Origin of the sequence: Nonomuraea helvata (assembly GCF_039535785.1) — a bacterium.
Lineage (GTDB): Bacteria > Actinomycetota > Actinomycetes > Streptosporangiales > Streptosporangiaceae > Nonomuraea > Nonomuraea helvata.
Genome location: NZ_BAAAXV010000001.1, coordinates 444,110 through 460,647 on the forward strand (window position 1 = coordinate 444,110; position 16,538 = coordinate 460,647).

13 protein-coding genes are annotated in these 16,538 nt (G+C 69.5%); 7 read left to right on the forward strand and 6 right to left on the reverse strand.

The window, feature by feature from the left end:
- The first annotated feature begins 46 nt into the window (after positions 1-46).
- The 4 genes from ABD830_RS01945 to ABD830_RS01960 are packed head-to-tail and all read left to right on the forward strand — an operon-like array spanning position 47 to position 3,759.
- Positions 47-511 carry a hypothetical protein gene (locus tag ABD830_RS01945; protein ID WP_344984497.1) on the forward strand — a complete coding sequence of 155 codons (465 nt, stop codon included), beginning with the start codon at positions 47-49 and terminating at the stop codon, positions 509-511.
- A gap of 16 nt (positions 512-527) precedes the next feature.
- A complete protein-coding gene (locus ABD830_RS01950) occupies positions 528-1,949 on the forward strand; it encodes an ABC transporter substrate-binding protein (protein WP_344984499.1) in 1,422 nt (473 codons plus the stop codon).
- Complete coding sequence (locus tag ABD830_RS01955; RefSeq protein WP_344984500.1) at positions 1,946-2,845, forward strand: carbohydrate ABC transporter permease; 900 nt, start codon at positions 1,946-1,948, stop codon at positions 2,843-2,845. The genes ABD830_RS01950 and ABD830_RS01955 overlap by 4 nt, the downstream gene beginning before the upstream one ends.
- 8 nt (positions 2,846-2,853) lie before the next feature.
- Positions 2,854-3,759 carry a carbohydrate ABC transporter permease gene (locus ABD830_RS01960; protein ID WP_344984501.1) on the forward strand — a complete coding sequence of 302 codons (906 nt, stop codon included), beginning with the start codon at positions 2,854-2,856 and terminating at the stop codon, positions 3,757-3,759.
- Positions 3,760-3,864: 105 nt separating this feature from the next.
- On the opposite strand, the gene ABD830_RS01965 is transcribed toward ABD830_RS01960, so the two are convergent.
- On the reverse strand, positions 3,865-5,013 hold the full coding sequence (locus ABD830_RS01965) for a MalY/PatB family protein (protein ID WP_344984502.1): 1,149 nt from the start codon (positions 5,011-5,013) through the stop codon (positions 3,865-3,867).
- A 258-nt stretch (positions 5,014-5,271) separates the two neighbouring features.
- Between ABD830_RS01965 and ABD830_RS01970 the strand changes: the two genes are divergently transcribed.
- Positions 5,272-6,246, forward strand: coding sequence for an aldo/keto reductase (locus ABD830_RS01970; protein ID WP_344984506.1), 975 nt, complete (start codon positions 5,272-5,274; stop codon positions 6,244-6,246).
- Positions 6,247-6,720: 474 nt separating this feature from the next.
- The gene (locus ABD830_RS01975) at positions 6,721-7,770 is read left to right on the forward strand and encodes an aldo/keto reductase (RefSeq protein ID WP_344984507.1); all 1,050 of its coding nucleotides are present in this window, start codon (positions 6,721-6,723) and stop codon (positions 7,768-7,770) included.
- Between the two features lie 5 nt (positions 7,771-7,775).
- On the opposite strand, the gene ABD830_RS01980 is transcribed toward ABD830_RS01975, so the two are convergent.
- Genes ABD830_RS01980 through ABD830_RS02000 form a run of 5 tightly spaced genes read right to left on the reverse strand, consistent with a single transcriptional unit; the run spans position 7,776 to position 15,532 of the window.
- Positions 7,776-9,113, reverse strand: a complete 1,338-nt coding sequence (locus tag ABD830_RS01980) for a hypothetical protein (RefSeq protein WP_344984508.1) — start codon at positions 9,111-9,113, stop codon at positions 7,776-7,778.
- Positions 9,114-9,160: 47 nt separating this feature from the next.
- Entirely contained in the window at positions 9,161-12,514 is a 3,354-nt protein-coding gene (locus tag ABD830_RS01985; protein ID WP_344984509.1) for a hypothetical protein, read from the reverse strand.
- Positions 12,511-13,323 (reverse strand): carbohydrate ABC transporter permease, encoded by an 813-nt coding sequence (locus ABD830_RS01990; protein ID WP_344984512.1) that lies wholly within the window; start codon positions 13,321-13,323, stop codon positions 12,511-12,513. Before ABD830_RS01990 ends, ABD830_RS01985 begins: the two co-directional genes overlap by 4 nt.
- Positions 13,320-14,231 (reverse strand): carbohydrate ABC transporter permease, encoded by a 912-nt coding sequence (locus tag ABD830_RS01995; RefSeq protein WP_344984516.1) that lies wholly within the window; start codon positions 14,229-14,231, stop codon positions 13,320-13,322. The genes ABD830_RS01990 and ABD830_RS01995 overlap by 4 nt, the downstream gene beginning before the upstream one ends.
- Positions 14,228-15,532, reverse strand: a complete 1,305-nt coding sequence (locus ABD830_RS02000) for an extracellular solute-binding protein (RefSeq protein WP_344984517.1) — start codon at positions 15,530-15,532, stop codon at positions 14,228-14,230. The genes ABD830_RS01995 and ABD830_RS02000 overlap by 4 nt, the downstream gene beginning before the upstream one ends.
- 171 nt (positions 15,533-15,703) lie before the next feature.
- Between ABD830_RS02000 and ABD830_RS02005 the strand changes: the two genes are divergently transcribed.
- Positions 15,704-16,489 carry a DeoR/GlpR family DNA-binding transcription regulator gene (locus ABD830_RS02005; RefSeq protein WP_344984518.1) on the forward strand — a complete coding sequence of 262 codons (786 nt, stop codon included), beginning with the start codon at positions 15,704-15,706 and terminating at the stop codon, positions 16,487-16,489.
- The last annotated feature ends 49 nt before the right edge of the window (positions 16,490-16,538 follow it).

Here is a 16,538-nt window from a genome sequence, read left to right on the forward strand (position 1 = left end):
CAATTCAATTCTTGACGAAGTTAATTACCGGGTCTACGGTACGGCCATGTCTCACGGACGGCCGTCAGAACAGCCCAGCAGCTCGTCGATACATCCGACCTCTGTCGCCCGGCCGGCCGAGTTCCGTGAGCAACGATTCTGGCGGTTCATCCACTGGGGGCTCTACGCGCTCGCCGCCCGGCACGAGTGGGTCAAGCAGCGCGAGCGCCTCACCGACGAGCAGTACCAGCCGGTGGCGCCGCCCGCGCAGGTGTGGGAGGCCTGCCAGACGCTCAACGGCAGCTGGGGGTTCGCCTGGCCGTACAAGCATCTACACCTGCCGGGGCTGGCGGGAAAGGTGCGTTACGCGCAAATGCTCAACGACGCCTCGGAGATCCGCATCCTGGTCCCCGACCCGGCCGTGGACAGCGGCCACACCCGCCTGGGCGCGTTGCCGCCCGGGACCCTGACCCTGCAGCTCCCGGTGCAGCGCCCGGACGTGGCGGTGCCGGTGATCGAGCTCTTCCTTTGAGAGGCCCTCCATGGAGATGAACCGTCGCCAGATGCTGGCCCTGGCGGTGGCGGCCGCGACCGCGCCCGTGCTGTCCGCCTGCGCGGACACCAGGCAGCAGAAGCAGGCCGCGGCGCCGGTCCAGTCCGGCGCCCAGCTGATCGACCCCGACCGGCCAGGCAGCGACGCCTGGCCGTTCGAGGCGGCCGAGCAGCTCAACAGCTCGCTGACCTGGCCGAAGACGAACGTGGCCGACCCGGCGTCCAAGGTGACGATCACGGTGGCGATGACCACGGACGCCGTCACCGAGGTGCGCAACGCCCAGTTCGACTTCTTCTTCAAGAAGCGCCATCCGAACATCGAGATCAAGCGCGAGTCGTCGCCCTTCGACCAGTTCCTGACGAAGTACATGGCCCAGGCGGCCGGCGGCACGCTCCCCGACGTGCTCTACAACCACTACTCCTGGACGCAGAACCTCATCGCCAACCAGATGCTGCACCCCGTGGACGAGTACATCGCCAAGACGCCCGAGTTCGACATGGAGGACATCCCCCAGCGCGGGCTCGGCTACTTCAAGCGCGACGGCAAGCTGTACGGCCTGCCCACCGACATGGCGCCCAAGCTGCTCTTCTACAACAAGGACCTGTTCGACAAGGCCGGACTCGACTATCCGGACGAGAGCTGGACGTTCGACAAGCTCTTCGAGACGGCCAGGAAGATGACCAGCGGGTCGGGGGCGGGGAAGATCTACGGCTTCTCCCCCATGCCGGTGCCGGCCCCCGACCTCAGCGCCGTCTTCCTGATGCCGTTCGGCGGCCGGTTCCTGGACGCCTCCGAGTCCAAGGTGCTGATCAACGAGCCCAAAGCCAGGGAGGCCATGGGGCGCTGGCTGGACCTGCTGCTCAAGGACAAGGCGGTGCCGAGCCTGGCCGAGCTGCAGCTGCTGGAGAAGGTGGACCCGTTCAAGACCGGGCACGCGGCCATGCTGATCAACGGCGCCTGGCTGATGCTGGAGCTGTCCAAGCAGAAGGCGTTCAAGTGGGGCGCCACGCACGTGCCCAAGGGCCCCGACGGCCGCTTCACCCCGGCCGTGGGCAGCGCGCTGGTGATGACGGCCGCGTCGAAGAACAAGGACGCCGCCTGGCTCTACATGCACGAGTTCCTGTCGTCCTCGGGCTACAAGTTCCGCCAGATCACCTCGCCCGCCCGGCAGTCCGCCTGGGACGCCAACGCCAAGGCCGTCGGCATCCCCGCGGAGACGGCGAAGCTGGTCAAGGACGTCCTGGCCGACTACGCCTCCGACGACGGCGTGCTGCGGCTGCCGGCCAACAAGAAGGTCGTCGACACGGCCAAGCCCATCTGGGAACGCGCGATGCTCGGCAAGATCAGCGTGGACGACGCGCTGAAGGAGATCGCCGACAAGGTCACCCCCATACTGGCCGAGAACAAGATCGCATGACCGCCGTCAGCGTTCCCACCCCGCTGGCACGCCGCGAGGCGCGCCGCTTCCACCTGTTCGTCTCGCCGTGGGTGGTCGGGTTCGTGCTCTTCAGCGCGGGCCCGATCCTCGCCGCCATCGTGCTGAGCTTCATACAGTGGAACCTCCTGCAGGCGCCGAAGTGGGTGGGTTTCGCCAACTACGTACGCATGGTCAACGACCCCGAGTTCTGGGAGTCGATCGGCAACACCGTGGAGTACGGCCTCGGCTCGGTGGCGCTCGGGGTGACGTTCACGTTCCTGCTGGCGCTGCTGCTCAACCAGCCGCTGCGCTTCCAGGGCCTGTTCCGCACCGTGATGTACCTGCCCTCGGTGGTCTCGGGCCTGGCCACGGCGCTGCTCTGGCTGAACATCCTGCACCCCGACTACGGGCTGATCAACAAGGTGCTGGCGTCGTTCGGCATCCAGGGTCCCGGCTGGCTGGCCTCGCAGGAGTGGGCCATCCCCGGGCTCGTGCTGATGAGCGTGTGGGGGGCGGGCAACACGATCGTCATCTACCTGGCCGGGCTGCAGGGCATCCCGAGGACGCTGTACGAGGCCGCCGAGATCGACGGGGCGGGGTGGTGGCGCCGGTTCTGGAGCGTGACCGTGCCCATGATGTCGCCGGTCATCTTCTTCAACGTGGTGACCGGGTTCATCGCGGCGCTGCAGAGTTACGTGCTCATCCTCGTCATGACCGAGGGCGGTCCCGGAAACGCGACGATGGTGCTGGGGCTCTACATCTACCGGCACGCGTTCGTCTACTTCGACATGGGCTACGCGGCCACGCTGTCGTGGGCGATGTTCGTGCTGGTCATCGCCGTGACCGCGATCCAGTTCAGCCTGGCCGGGCGCTGGGTGCACTACGAGTTCAAGTGAGGTCGCCGATGCTCGTCGAGACCGCGGTCAAGCCCGCGCGCCCCACCAGGCCGGGCACGTCCCTGACCTCGGAGCAGGCCGAGCGCGTCAGGAGGGTCCGGCGCTCCGGCGCGTACATCCTGCTGGCCATCAGCTCGGCGGTGTTCCTGCTGCCGTTCCTGTGGATGGTGACGACCTCGCTCAAGTCGGACGCCGCGAACCTGGCCTTCCCGCCGCAGTGGCTGCCCGACTCCTTCAACTTCGACAACTACCTCAAGGGCTGGACCGGGTCGCTGCCGTTCAACCGCTTCCTGCTGAACACCATCGTGATCACCGCGCTGTCCATGGCGGGCAACCTGATCTCGTGCATCCTGCCCGCGTACGCGTTCGCCAGGCTGCGGGCGCGGGCGGCGGGCGTCATGTTCGCGGCGCTGCTGGCGACCATGATGATCCCGCGCGAGATCACGCTGGTGCCGAAGTTCGTGATGTTCTCCAAGCTCGGCTGGGTCGACACGTACCTGCCGCTGATCGTGCCGGAGTTCTTCGGCGTCGCGCTCTACATCTTCCTGCTGCGCCAGTTCTTCACCACGATCCCGCAGGAGCTCATCGACGCCGCCCGCATCGACGGGGCCTCGGAGCTGCGCATCCTGTGGAGCGTCATGCTCCCGCTGGCCAAGCCCGCGATCGCGGCGATCTGCCTGTTCTCCTTCGTCGCCAACTGGAACCAGTACCTGGAGAACTCGATCTATCTGCGGTCGATGGAGAAGATCACCCTCGCGCAGGGGCTCGGCATGTTCAACGGTCAGTACGTGACCCAGTACAACCAGATGATGGCCGTCGCGCTGGTGTCAATGCTGCCCATCCTTATCATCTTTTTCCTGGCACAGAAGACGTTCATCCGGGGAGTCACGCTCACCGGAATCGCAGGAAGGTAATCGTTGGACTACCAACGTCAGCCGCACCGAAGGTGCGGCCGCAGCCACATCGCGACGGCCCGCGTCCGGGGAAGCCTTGTTCCACTGTTCGAGTCTCGAGTTCGCTCAGGAGAGCGCGGCGATTCGCGTGATGGCTTCGGTGAGCGTCTCTGCCGAGCAGCCGAAGTTCAGCCTGGCGTGGCCGATCCCGGTAGGGCCGTAGCGGTGTCCCGCGTTCAGGGCGACCTTGGCGGCGGCGAGGATGTGGTCGGTGGGGTCGTCGCCCCAGCCCAGGGCTCGGAAGTCGATCCAGGCCAGAAAGCCTGCCTGCGGTTGTCTGTAGCGGACGTCGGGGAGCAGCTTCACCAGCAGTTCCTCCAGCAGTTTCCTGTTGTGGTCGAGGACGGACAGGACCTCGGCGAGCCATGGGTCACCGAGGTTGAACGCGGCTACCGTGGCGATCACTCCGAGGTGTCCGGTGCGGTAGAGCGAGTGCGGCGACAGACGGTCGACGTACCGTTTGGGCGCCGGGTCGGCGGTGATGACGGTGGCCGCTTTGAGTCCGGCCAGGTTCCAGCCCTTGCTGGCCGACAGGAACGAGAATCCCCAACGCCTCGCCTCGTCCGACACCGACAGGAACGGGACGAACTCGGCCCCAGGGAGGACGAGCGGGGCGTGGATCTCGTCGGAGAGCACGTACACGCCGTACTTGTCGGCCAATCCGGCGAGTGCGACCAGGTCCTCACGCCGGTGCACGAGGCCGACGGGGTTGTGCGGGTTGCACAGCACGTACGCCGTGACGTGGTCGGCGAACGCGCGTTCCAGGGCGTCCAGGTCGAGCTGCCATCCCTGCGGTCCTTCGGCCAGCGGCGCCTCGACGACATGGGCTCCTACCTCGCGGATCCACCAGGAGAACGGCTCGTACACCGGTGGGCTGATGGCCACGCGGTCTCCGGGGCTGACGACGCGGCGCAGGATTTCGACGATGCCGATGCCGACGTCGGTGACGGTCCGCACGTCATCGGGATCGATCTTCCAGTCCCATTCGCGCCGGGCATAGCGGCTGACCGCGTCGGCAAGGTCGCGGGTTGGTGCCGCGTAGCCGGTGTCGGACCGGTCGACCGCCTCGCGCAGAGCCTTGGCGACCGGTTCGGCCAGCGGGAAGTCCATCTCCGCGACCGGAAGGGGCAGGACGTCGTCCGGGAAGGTTCGCCATTTCGCGCTCTGGCGCTTCCTCAGTTCGGCGACAGGGGGAATGGGGAGGGCGCCCGTCATCGAGGCCGCCGGGGTGTTCCAAAAACCTGGTCTCGTGTCACCCCTCGATGATCGGTGCCGCAGCAGTCGTCCCGCTTCCGAGATAAAGCCAGACAATGTCGTAAATCCGCCAAGCGTCAGCGCCCTCGATGCTCCCAGTGGAACCAGATGATGACTGTCGCGCTAGTGTCAATTTTGCCCATCCTTATCATCTTTTTCCTGGCACAGAAGACGTTCATCCGGGGAGTCACGCTCACCGGAATCGCAGGAAGGTAATCGTTGGACTACGAACGTCAGCCGTACCGAAGGTGCGGCCGCAGTGGCCTTCTCCTCCCCGCCGTGTCGCTCGGCCTGTGGCACAACTTCGGCGGCGGCAAATCTCTCGACAGCCAGCGCGCCATCTTCAACAAGGCGCTCGACCTCGGCATCACGCACTTCGACATCGCCGACCGCTACGGCCCGCCGCTCGGCGCCGCGGAGGAGACGTTCAACCGGCTGCTGCCACGGTCGCTGCGCGACGAGGTGGTCGTCACCACCAAGGGCAGCAACCCGATGTGGGACGGCCCGTACGGCAAGGGCAACTCACGCAAGCACCTGCTCGCCACGCTCGAGCGGTCGCTGGGGCGGCTCGGCCTCGACTACGTGGACATCTTCTACCTGCACCGCGACGACGAGGACACGCCGCTGGAAGAGCAGGCGGCCACGCTCGACCACATGGTCCGCACGGGGCGCGCCCTGTACGTGGGCGTGTCCAACTTCTCGCCCGAGCGCACCGCGCAGATCGCCCGGCTGCTGCGCGACCTCGGCACCCCGCTGCTGATCCACCAGCCCTCCTACTCGCTGCTCAAGCGGCAGATCGAGCGCGGCCTGCTGGGCGTGCTCGAGCAGGAGGGCGTCGGCTGCGTGGTCTACTCGCCGCTGGCCCAGGGCCTGCTCACCGACCGCTACCTCGAGGGCATCCCCGCCGACTCGCGGGCAGCGGAAGGGCGCTTCCTCACGCCCGACCGGGTCACGCCTGAGGTGCTGACGTTCGTGCGGGCGCTCGCGGAGCTGGCCTCCTCCCGCGGGCAGACGGTGGCCCAGCTCTCCCTGGCCTGGGCGCTCAGGGACCCGCGCATCACCTCGGTACTGGTCGGCGCCTCCAGCCCCGAGCAGCTCGAGGCGAACGTGGCCGCCGTGGACCGGCTCGACTTCACCGAGGACGAGCTGGCGACCATCGACCGCGCCGCCAAGGAGGCGGGCATCGAGGCATAGGCCCTCTCCCCCGTAACAGGCAGGACCTCCGCTCCTCACGGGGAGCCGCCGCTGCCCAGGCGACCGGCACGATCGTGGCATGACCACGTGGACCAGCCGACGGATCGCCTGGGCAGTGGCCGCATGGACGCCCCTCCATGTCGCGTCCAGGATTCACTTCGCCCTCGCCGAGCGCATCGGCGTGTCCGACGGCCCGCCGCTCCGCCGCAACTCGCCGTCGCGGTCGCCGCCGCTTCGGGTCCCGTCGTCGCCGACTCGGCCTGCTCGACCCTCTTCTGACCGGGCGCCACCGGCGCGCTCCTCGGGGCCGCCATCTCCCCACTGGCCGCTGGGGCGAGAACGGCGCAGTGCGCGTGAACGTCTTCACCTGACTCGATCGCCCAAAGCACATGCGACTGTAATGGAACAGACTTCCCGTTAGCGTGCTAGTGTCCTCCTTAAGGGAATGATTGACCCGTTAAGGAGTGATTTTTCATGGAATATCGGCAGTTGGGGGCGTCCGGGCTCAAAGTTCCGGCGTTGAGCTTCGGCGCCGGCACGTTCGCCGGGAAGGGCGAGCTCTTCGGCGCCTGGGGCGACACCGACGTGGCGCAGGCCCGGCGGCTGGTGGACATCTCCCTGGACGCGGGGGTCACGATGTTCGACACGGCCGACGTCTACTCCGACGGCGCCTCGGAGGAGGTGCTGGGCCAGGCGCTCAAGGGCCGGCGGGACCGGGCCCTCATCTCCACCAAGGCGGGCCTGCCCACGGGCGACGGCCCCGGTGACGCGGGCACCTCCCGGCCCCGGCTGATCAAGGCGGTCGACGACGCGCTGCGCCGCCTCGAAACCGACCACATCGACCTCTTCCAGCTGCACGCCTTCGACGCCGCGACCCCGGTGGAGGAGGTGCTGTCCACGCTGGACGACCTGGTCAGGGCGGGCAAGCTGCGCTACGTGGGCGTCTCGAACTTCTCCGGCTGGCAGCTCATGAAGTCGCTGGCCGCCGCCGAGCGGTACGGCTACCCGCGTTACGTGGCGCACCAGGTGTACTACTCCCTGGTCGGGCGGGACTACGAGTGGGAGCTGATGCCGCTCGGCCTCGACCAGGGCGTCGGCGCGGTGGTGTGGAGCCCGCTCGGCTGGGGCCGCCTCACCGGACGCGTCCGCCGCGGCCGGCCCATCCCCGCTGGCAGCCGCCTGCACAAGACCGCCGCTTTCGGGCCGCCGGTGGCGGACGAGCTGCTGTACACGGTGGTGGACGCCCTGGACGAGATCGCCGCGGAGACCGGCCGCTCTGTGCCCCAGGTCGCCCTGAACTGGCTGCTCCAGCGGCCGACCGTCTCCTCGGTCATCATCGGGGCCCGCGACGAGTCGCAGCTGCGCGAGAACCTGGGGGCGATCGGCTGGAACCTGACGCCTGACCAGGTGGCGCGGCTGGACGCGGCCGGCTCCACCACGGTGCCGTACCCCTACTACCCGTACCGGCGGCAGGAGGGCTTCGCCCGGCTCAACCCGCCGCTCGTCGGCGGCGTGGAGTTCTGAACATTTCACCACTCAGCCGCACATGTGAACTGAGGCCGGGATGTGAGTGTCGCGCCGTTCCGGACCAGAGCCGGCAGCTCGGGGGCCGAGGGGGACGAGGGGGACGAGGGGCGCAGCCAGGCCACCTCCACCCCCGTGCCGACCAGCTCGAAGACGTAGGCGTCCGGCCGTCCCGGCACCTCCACGCGGCGCACGTCCGCCGCTCCGGCCAGCCGCGACGACAGCTCGGCGAACGCGTCGGCGCAGGGGTGGCGCACGGACAGGCTGTCGCCCTCGAACGCCATGAGCTGGAACTTCGAGAAGAGCAGCTGCAGGAAGTCGTACGGCTCCGGCGGCTCCGGCGTATCGGGACCGAGCTGCCAGCACACGGTCAGCCGGATGCCGCAGGACAGGGCCAGCATGTTCCTGATGAGCAGGTCGTCGGCGTTCAGCCGGTGCCGCCGGGCCTCCAGCTCCTCCGGGCAGCCGGTCATGAACATCTGGAGCGCGGGCGGCAGCTCGGCCATCCGGTCGTAGAGCCGCTTCATCGCCGCGTGCACCGGCTCGGGGGTGAAGGTCCCGTCGAAGAGGTCCTGGACGGTCAGGCGGTGCCACGGCTGGATGGCTCCGGCCTCGATCACCTCCGTCAGGTGCTCGAACACCTCGGGGAACTGCAGCGGCAGCGGCCCGTTGTACTCGCCCACCACGACGGGCTTGTCCCCCACGGCCGCCCGCGCGTCCTCGATCGTGCGAGGGATCAGGTAGGGGTCGCCGTAGAGGTGGATGTCGAAGACGTCGTAGGCGTCCCGGCCCTCGTCGATGACCTGCAGGAAGAATTCCCGCTCGCCGTCGGGCCGGTCCGGGGCGGGGAAGACGCCGGGCGGGCAGCCGCCCAGCACCACCGTGGCGTCCGGGTCGGCGCTCTTGACCGCCTGGTGGAAGCCCTGGAGGTGGGCGACGTAGTCGGCGGCCGTGCCCGCCCAGAACAGCGCGTTGGACGGCTCGTTCTCGCACTGCCAGTGGCGCACGCGGCCCCGGCAGTGCCCGACGAGGGCGCGCAGCATGGCCGCGTAGGCCGCCGGGTCGAGGGGCGGCGAGGCGGGCAGCAGGTCGGTGGCGCGGGTGGAGCCCCACGGCGAGGACGCGCCGAGTGTGAACCAGAGTTCGGTGCCGTCGTCGACCTGGCCGAGCACGGCGTCCACCGCGGACCAGTCGTAGCGGCCGGGCTCGGGCTCGAGCTGCGACCAGTAGAAGAACACGCGCACCAGCCCGGCGCCCAGCTCCCTGGCCTGCGGCGCGAACGTGTCGGGCTTGTCGATGAGGCCGTACTGGATGCCTCGTACCACTCCAAGTCGGATGTCCATGGCCCCACGGTCGCCGGACGCCCTGGCAGAACGCTGGCAGCGCCCTGTCAGGACGTGCGCAGGCGGACCGGGCCGAACAGGCCGGTGCTGCGCTGGCCGGGGAAGACGAAGTGCGTGGGGCTGACCTCATCCAGGTACGGGGCGAGCGTGCCGAGGACGAGGACCTCGACGGTGTTCTCACCCTCGTCCAGCAGCACGTCGAAGGTGTAGGGCGAGCAGACCCTGATCCCGCAGGGCCGCCCGTTCACCGTCACCTCGGCCGTCCCCCGGACCCTGCCGAGGTCGACCACGCCCGGCCCGGCGGCGGCGATCGTGGTGCGGTAGCGGACGCCGCCGCTGTAGCCGGACAGGCCGCGCTCCTCCCAGTCGCCGAGCCGCATACGGCCGGGGCCGCAGGTGAAGCGGACGGGGCCGGTCAGCTCCCCGGTGACCTCCAGCTCCCTTCCGCGGATCCGTACCGGACCCGTCGCGTCCGCCTCGATCCCGGTCACGCCGGGCGGCGGGTCGAACAGGAAGTGCTGGACGGCCGGACGGCCGCCGGGCACGGTGAACGTGGCGGGCAGGGCGGTGGGGAGACCGTCCAGCCAGCCGGCCTCGGGCAGCGGATGCGGCCGGGTACGCAGGTGGAGCGCGGCCGGGTCGCCGTGCTGGCGCCGCCGTACGCGCGGGCGCGACGTCCAGCCGGGGCCGGAGACCGCGAGCCCGTCCACGAGCACCCAGCCGTCGGACTCCACGGTGATCGTGTTGTCACCGGGCCGGAGCAGCCGGGTCACGTCGTAGCGGCGCACCCTGGGGATGTCCGCCTCCTCGTACGGATCGAACCCGCCCTGCCTGCCCGCCTCCTGCCCGTTGACCAGCACCCGGCAGAACGCGGTCGAGGCCACCTGCACCGGCTCGTACGGCGGCTCGCCGACGCGCACCGTGGCCTCCATGGGAGAGCCGCCGATCCACTCGGGCCAGGCCGCGTCCGCCGGCGATGCGACCAGGCAGGCATAGGCCCGCAGGTCGAGCCGCTCGTCAGGGATCAGCCGCAGCTCCAGCAGGTGTTCGCCGGGCGCGACAGGCGAGCGCGAGACCGCGGCGTACCCGGAGTCGTCCAGCGGCAGCTCCTCGCCGTCCAGCCACACGGTCTTGGCCGCCCCGGCTCCGACCGCCAGCCAGCCGGTGCCCGGGACGGTGAGCACGCTGCGGAAGCGTGCCTCCTCGCCCGCCTCCACCTGCCCGAACGCCAGGAACTCGCCCGGCACATGGCCCTTCGGCCCGAGGGTCTCCCGGTGGATCGGGTCCTTGCGCAGCCCGCGCGAGGGCGACCACACCGAGGGCGTCCACGGCCCGGCACCCACCCGCTGCTCCCCACGGGGCGCGAAGGTGGCGTGCGCCGGCTCGCCGTCCGGCGTGCGCAGCGTCCAGCGCTCGACGGTGGCCTGCGTGCCGAAGTCCGCCCACGTGTCGTCGAGCGTCGGCACCAGCTCGACGTCCCACTCGTCACCGAGGTCCACCTCGCGGGGGTACGACGGAGGCGAGGACACCTCGGAGACGGTCCCGTCGAAGATCAGCAGCGCGGCGGGCCCGTCGTCGAAGGGCACGACCACCTCCACCGCATCGCCGTCGCGGGTGTGCGGCAGCGCCCTGAGCTCTCCGCTGAACGGACTCGTCAGCAGCGGCGTCCCGGACACGCCCCGGACCTTGACCCGCATCTCCTGGGCGTAGCGCCCCGGGTCGAAGGAGACGGTGGCGTCCAGCCAGCCCAGATCGGCGCCGCGCTCCTCGGGCCGGCCCACGCCGATCCTGCTGGCCATGGGATGCGTGGCGGTCAGGAACACCAGCGTGGTCTCGCCGATCTCGCGCACCAGCGGCGGCACGGGCGCCTCGACCCGCCGTTCGAGCCCGGCCAGCGCCTCCCCCAGCTGCTCGCTCGTCTCCACGAAAGCGGCCGGCAGCCCCTCCGGCAGCGTGCCGACCGCGACCAGCAGTCCGCCGTCGGCGGCGAACTCCTTCAGCCGGGCGGCCACGTCCTCGTCGAGCACGGTGACGGCAGGCAGCACGATCGCCCGGTACGCCTCGGTGGAGACGGACAGCCGGCCGCCCTTGACGCTCGCCCGACGTACCGAGTCCTCGTCGATCACGTCGGCGTCCAGGCAGAGCCGGTCGAGCACCCCCGGCACGGTCGCGAACCAGGCCATGTCGCCCACGAGCTCGCGGTAGACCTCCTGGGACCGCGCGGCCTCGGGAGAGACCCCCTCCAGCGAGGTGCCAGCCTGCGACGTCGCGGAGGGCAGGACAACCGCGACGTCGCAGGCGTGGCGGCCCAGGGAGAGCGCCGCGCACAGGCGGGTGACCGCGTCGGCGAAGACGCGGTGGTGCCGCCAGTACGGCTGGCGCCAGTCGGTCGAAGGGGGCGCCCACTCCCACCAGCCGCGCCTGGTCGTGTAGTAGACGGCGTGCGGGTTGTAGAGGTTGGCGCCGGCCCGCAGCCAGGGCAGCAGCCAGTCGAAGGTCTCCTCGAGCGTGCCGCCCCAGCCGCTGGAGTGGAACGCCTCGATCCAGGTGCGCGGCCTGCCGTACAGGTGGGCGAGCGAGGAGTGCAGGCGCGCGTCGCCGTGGTGGTCGGAGCCGGGCGCGCTGAACCAGCGATGGGTACGCGCGTAGTCGCCGTACAGCCGCACCCCGTCCACGGGATGCCCGGCACGGGCCGGGTCCTGCTGGTCGCAGCCGTTGAGCAGGCCGTGGCGCTCGTGCCAGGCGGCCAGCGGCCGGAAGAACGCCTCCTCGGCCAGTTCGGCGCGGGTGAGCTGGTAGGCGTGCCAGTCCGGCTCGTCGAGTGAGAACGACCGGCCGCGCCGGGCCGCGTACTCCTCGGCGAACGTGGATGACCACGTGGGCAGGGTGGGCAGTTCGTCCTGGAACGACCCGGCGATCACCTTGCCGAACCAGTGGCCCACCCGGCGCTCGAACTCCCCGTGCACCCGGTCGAGCAGCACCGCGCAGGCGTCGCGGGACAGGTAGTCGAAGCCGCGCGTCGAGACGGACCCGTCGGCGGCCAGCCACTGACCGGCGAACTCCGGATGTTCCTGGACGAGCCGGGCCTGCAGATCGGCGCCGGAGAAACCGAGCTGGTCGTAGAACCACAGGTACGCGCCCAGCTCGAAGGCGTCGGCGCAGACCCCGTCGAGCAGCTCCCACCACGCCTCGGACAGGAACGGCGGGTCGTCGGCGTCGGCGCCGAACAGCGGCCCCGACGGCGCCAGGTTGAGGATGACGAGGTTGCGCACTCCCCCGGCGACCAGGCGCTCCATCTGCCAGCGCAGCCGGTCGCGGCGGAGCGGCTCGCCGCTCCACCACCAGATGGCCGCCGGGGAGAACTCCCGCGGCGGGTGGCGCAGCACCTCGAAGGCGGTCATCCCTTCAGCCCGCTGGCGAAGCCCTTGATGACGTAGCGCTGCAGCGCCAGGAAGACCAGCACGATCGGCAGCGCGCCCAGCACGAGCCCGGCGAAGACCAGGCCGTGGTCGGAGACGTACTGGCCGACGAAGGCGAAGACGCTGACCGGGACCGTCTCGAACCCGGAGCCGCCCAGGTAGAGCAGCGGGGTGAAGAAGTCGTTCCAGATGAAGACGGCGTTGAGGATGAGCACGGTGCCGGTGATGGGCCGCAGCAGCGGGAAGATCACCCGGGTGAAGGCGGTCAGGTGCGAGGCGCCGTCGATCTGGGCGGCGCTGGCGTAGTCGCGGGGCAGCGCGCGGATGAAGCCGGTGTAGAGGAAGACCGTGAAGGGCAGCTGGATGCCGGTGTAGAAGAGGATCATCCCGGCGTGCGTGCCGATCAGCCCCAGGTCGGTCACCAGCTCGTAGAGCGGGATCATGCCGAGCTGGAACGGCAGCACGATGCCCAGCAGAAAGAGGATGTAGAGGCCGTACCCGAGCCGGGTCTGCACGCGGGCCAGGAAGTAGGCGGCGAACGAGCCGAGCGCGATGAGCGCGAGCAGGCTGACGACGGTGATCACCGTGCTGTTCACCAGTGAGGGGCCGAGCGCGGCGGCCGTCCACGCCTTGCCGAAGTTGGCCAGCGTGGGCGGGTTCGGCAGCGCCAGCGGCGTCTGGGAGATCTGCGCCGGGTCCTTCAGCGACAGGGAGACCAGCGTGTAGACGGGGAACAGGAACGCCACCGCCACCGCGATCATCACGATCTCCAGCAGGAACGTCCTTCTCATGCGGTCACCTCGCGGTTGCGCAGGTAGTAGACCTGGATGAGGCTGACGGCCGCCACGAACAGCGCCAGCACCAGCGCGATGGCGGTGCTGTAGCCGAACTTGCCGAACACGAACGCCTGCTTGTACAGCACCGTGGACAGGGTCTCCGTGGCGTAGCCGGGGCCGCCGTTGGTGGCGGCGAAGATCTGGTCGAAGAGCTTGAGCCCGCCGATCGTGGAGAGCATGAGATTGATCGTCACGGCCGGGGCGAGCAGCGGCCAGGTGACGTAGCGGAAGCGCTGGAACGTGCCCGCTCCGTCGATCATCGCCGCCTCGTGCAGCTCCTTGGGCACGCCCTCCAGCCCGGCCAGGAAGATGACCATGGAGTAGCCGGCGTACTGCCAGACGACCATGCCGGCGATCGACCAGAGCGCGACCGACGGGTCGCCCAGCCAGTCCACCTGCAGGCCGAGCAGGCCGTTGAGGCCGGCTGACGGGTCGGGGTTGTAGACGTACTTCCACAGGAACGCCACCATGACCGGGCTGACGACCACGGGCGCGAAGAAGATCACCCGCAGCAGCGCCCGGCTCTTCAGCTTGGCGTTGACGCCCAGGGCGAGCAGCAGGCCGACGCCGTTCTGCACGGCCACGATGGCCACCGTGAGCAGCAGCGTGTTGCCGATCGAGCCCATGGCCTGCTCGTCGTGCAGGAGCGTGCCGAAGTTGGCCAGCCCGACGAAGGACATGTCCTGGCCGATGCCGCTCCAGTCCGTGAAGGCGTACACCACGCCGGCAGCGGCCGGGTAGAGCACGACCAGCGCGTAGACGACGAGGGCGGGCGCGGCGAACAGCCAGGACGGGGAGGCGGCGCTGAAGCGCCGCCTGCGCCGCGAGACCGCCGACCGCCGCCGCATGGTCAGGGAAGTCACTTCTTGTATGCCTCGTCCATCTTCTTCAGAGCCTCGTCGATGCTCGACTTGCCGGCCAGCAGCTCCTGGATCACCGCGAAGTGCACGGGCTGCACCTCGGCGTTGGGCCAGCGCTGGTCCATGAAGGGCACCGCCCGGTCCTTGGTGAACGGCAGGAACGACTCCACGGCCGGGTCGATGGTGGACGAGGCGTCCTGGGTGAGCGGGATGGCGGCGATGGTCTTGGCCCAGGCGTTGATGTTCTCCTGCTTGCCGAGGAAGTCGATGAACGCCTTGGCCTGCTCGACGTTCTTGCCCTTGGCGTTCGCGCCGAGACCGACGACCACGCCCGCCGGGATCCACACCTGGTTGGCGTCGTCGGCCCCGGGCACCGGGAACATCGACAGGTCGTCGGGCGAGGAGGCCGCCTTGCGGAAGTCGGGCAGCACGGCCGACACCTGGATCGCCATGCCGGCCTTGCCGGTGGCCACCATCGAGATCTGCTGCTCGAACGTGGTGCCGTTCGGCTTGTCGTTGAAGAAGCCGCGCTTCTGCAGCTCCAGGTACATCTCCATGGCCTGCCGCCAGCCCGACTGGGCGAACGTGGTCTGCCCGGCGAGCTGCTTGTCGTCGAACGTCGGGTCCTTGGCGTAGACGGTGGAGGGCACCAGCGCGTACGTGATGAGCTGGGTGACCCACGGCGTCTGCGCGCCCAGCGCGATCGGCACGATGCCGGCCTTCTTCAGCTTGTCGCAGACGGACAGGAACTCCGTCCACGTGGTCGGCGGCGCGTCCACGCCCGCCTTCTGGAAGGCCTTCTTGTTGTAGACGGCGCCGATGACCGACGAGCCGGCGGAGTAGATGTAGGTCTTGCCGTCGAGCTGGAAGGCGGGCTTGAAGCCGGCCGGGATCGTCTGCGTCCACGCCTGGGCGGACAGGTCGGCCAGCAGCCCGGCCTTGGCGATCTGGCTCATGGACATGGCGCTGCCGTTGCCCGGATAGACCACGTGCAGGTCGGGGCCGTTGCCCGCGCCGAGCTGGGTGCGTACGGAGGTCTGCACCTGGTCGGTGGGGGCGTACGAGGCGGTGAGCCGCACATCCGGCTTGACCTTCTGGTACGCGGCGATCAGCTCGTCCAGCGGCGCCTTCTGGTCGGCCACGCCCACGGCCTTCAGGTCGACGGCCGCCGCCCCTCCTCCTCCGGTCGTGGCGGTGGTCTCGGGCTTGGTCGAGCAGGCGGTGGCCGCCGCCGCCACCGCGAGGCCCCCCATCATGCGGAAGAACTGGACCCGGCTCATTCGGGCGTCGCGCAGATCGGTCATGTCATGTCTCCTCGCCCGGCGCTGGGGAGCCGATACGAACGTTTTAATGACGGGCCTGTTAAGTTAACAGCCAACATTGTTAAATCTGAGGGATGTCGGGAGGCTACGAGTCGCCCGAGGCGGGTGTCAAGAGTAGGATCCGCAACCGTCGTAACGAGGGTGAGGGCTTTGGTGAAGTCGCGGCAGCACACCTCCGGCAAGTCCGCCCGGTGGCGGGACATGGCCGAGCACATCGTCCGGCGGGGCTCAGCCACGGTGACGGAGCTGGCGGAGAGCTTCGAGGTGAGCGTCATGACCGTGCACCGCGACCTCGACGAGCTCGAGCGCCAGGGCATGGTGCGCAAGGTCCGCGGCGGCGTCACCGCCCAGGCCTCCAACGTCTGGGAGAGCAACATCGCCTACCGGCTCCAGGCGCACACCGCGGAGAAGGACGCGATCGCCAGGGTGGTGGCCGGGCTGATCGAGCCGGGCAGCTCCGTCATGCTCGACGACTCCACCACGGCGCTGGCCGTGGCCCGCCACCTGGGCGAGCTCGCGCCGCTGACCGTCCTGACCAACTTCCTCGAGGCGATCAGGCTGCTCGCCGGCACCCCCGACATCCGGCTCATCGCGCTCGGCGGCGAGTACCACGCCACCCACGACTCGTTCCTCGGGCTCGGCTGCGTGGACGCGGTCGAGGCGGTCAGCACGGACGTGGTCGTGGTCTCCACCTCGGCGGTCTCCGACGAGTACGCCTTCCATCAGGAGCAGGAGATCGTGCTGGTCAAGCGGGCGATGCTGCGCTCCGGCACGCGGCGGATCCTGGCCGTGGACGGCTCCAAGCTGGCCAGGGTGGCCCTGCACAGGGTCGCGCCGCTCGACGACTTCGACGTCGTCGTGGTCGACTCGGGCGCGCCCGCCGAGATGCTGCAGCGGCTGCGCGACCGGCACCGGCGGGTCGAGGTCGCCGAGTTGTAACAAGATTCTCTGTGATTTGTAACTTAAGCCTTGTTAAGACCTTGCCTGC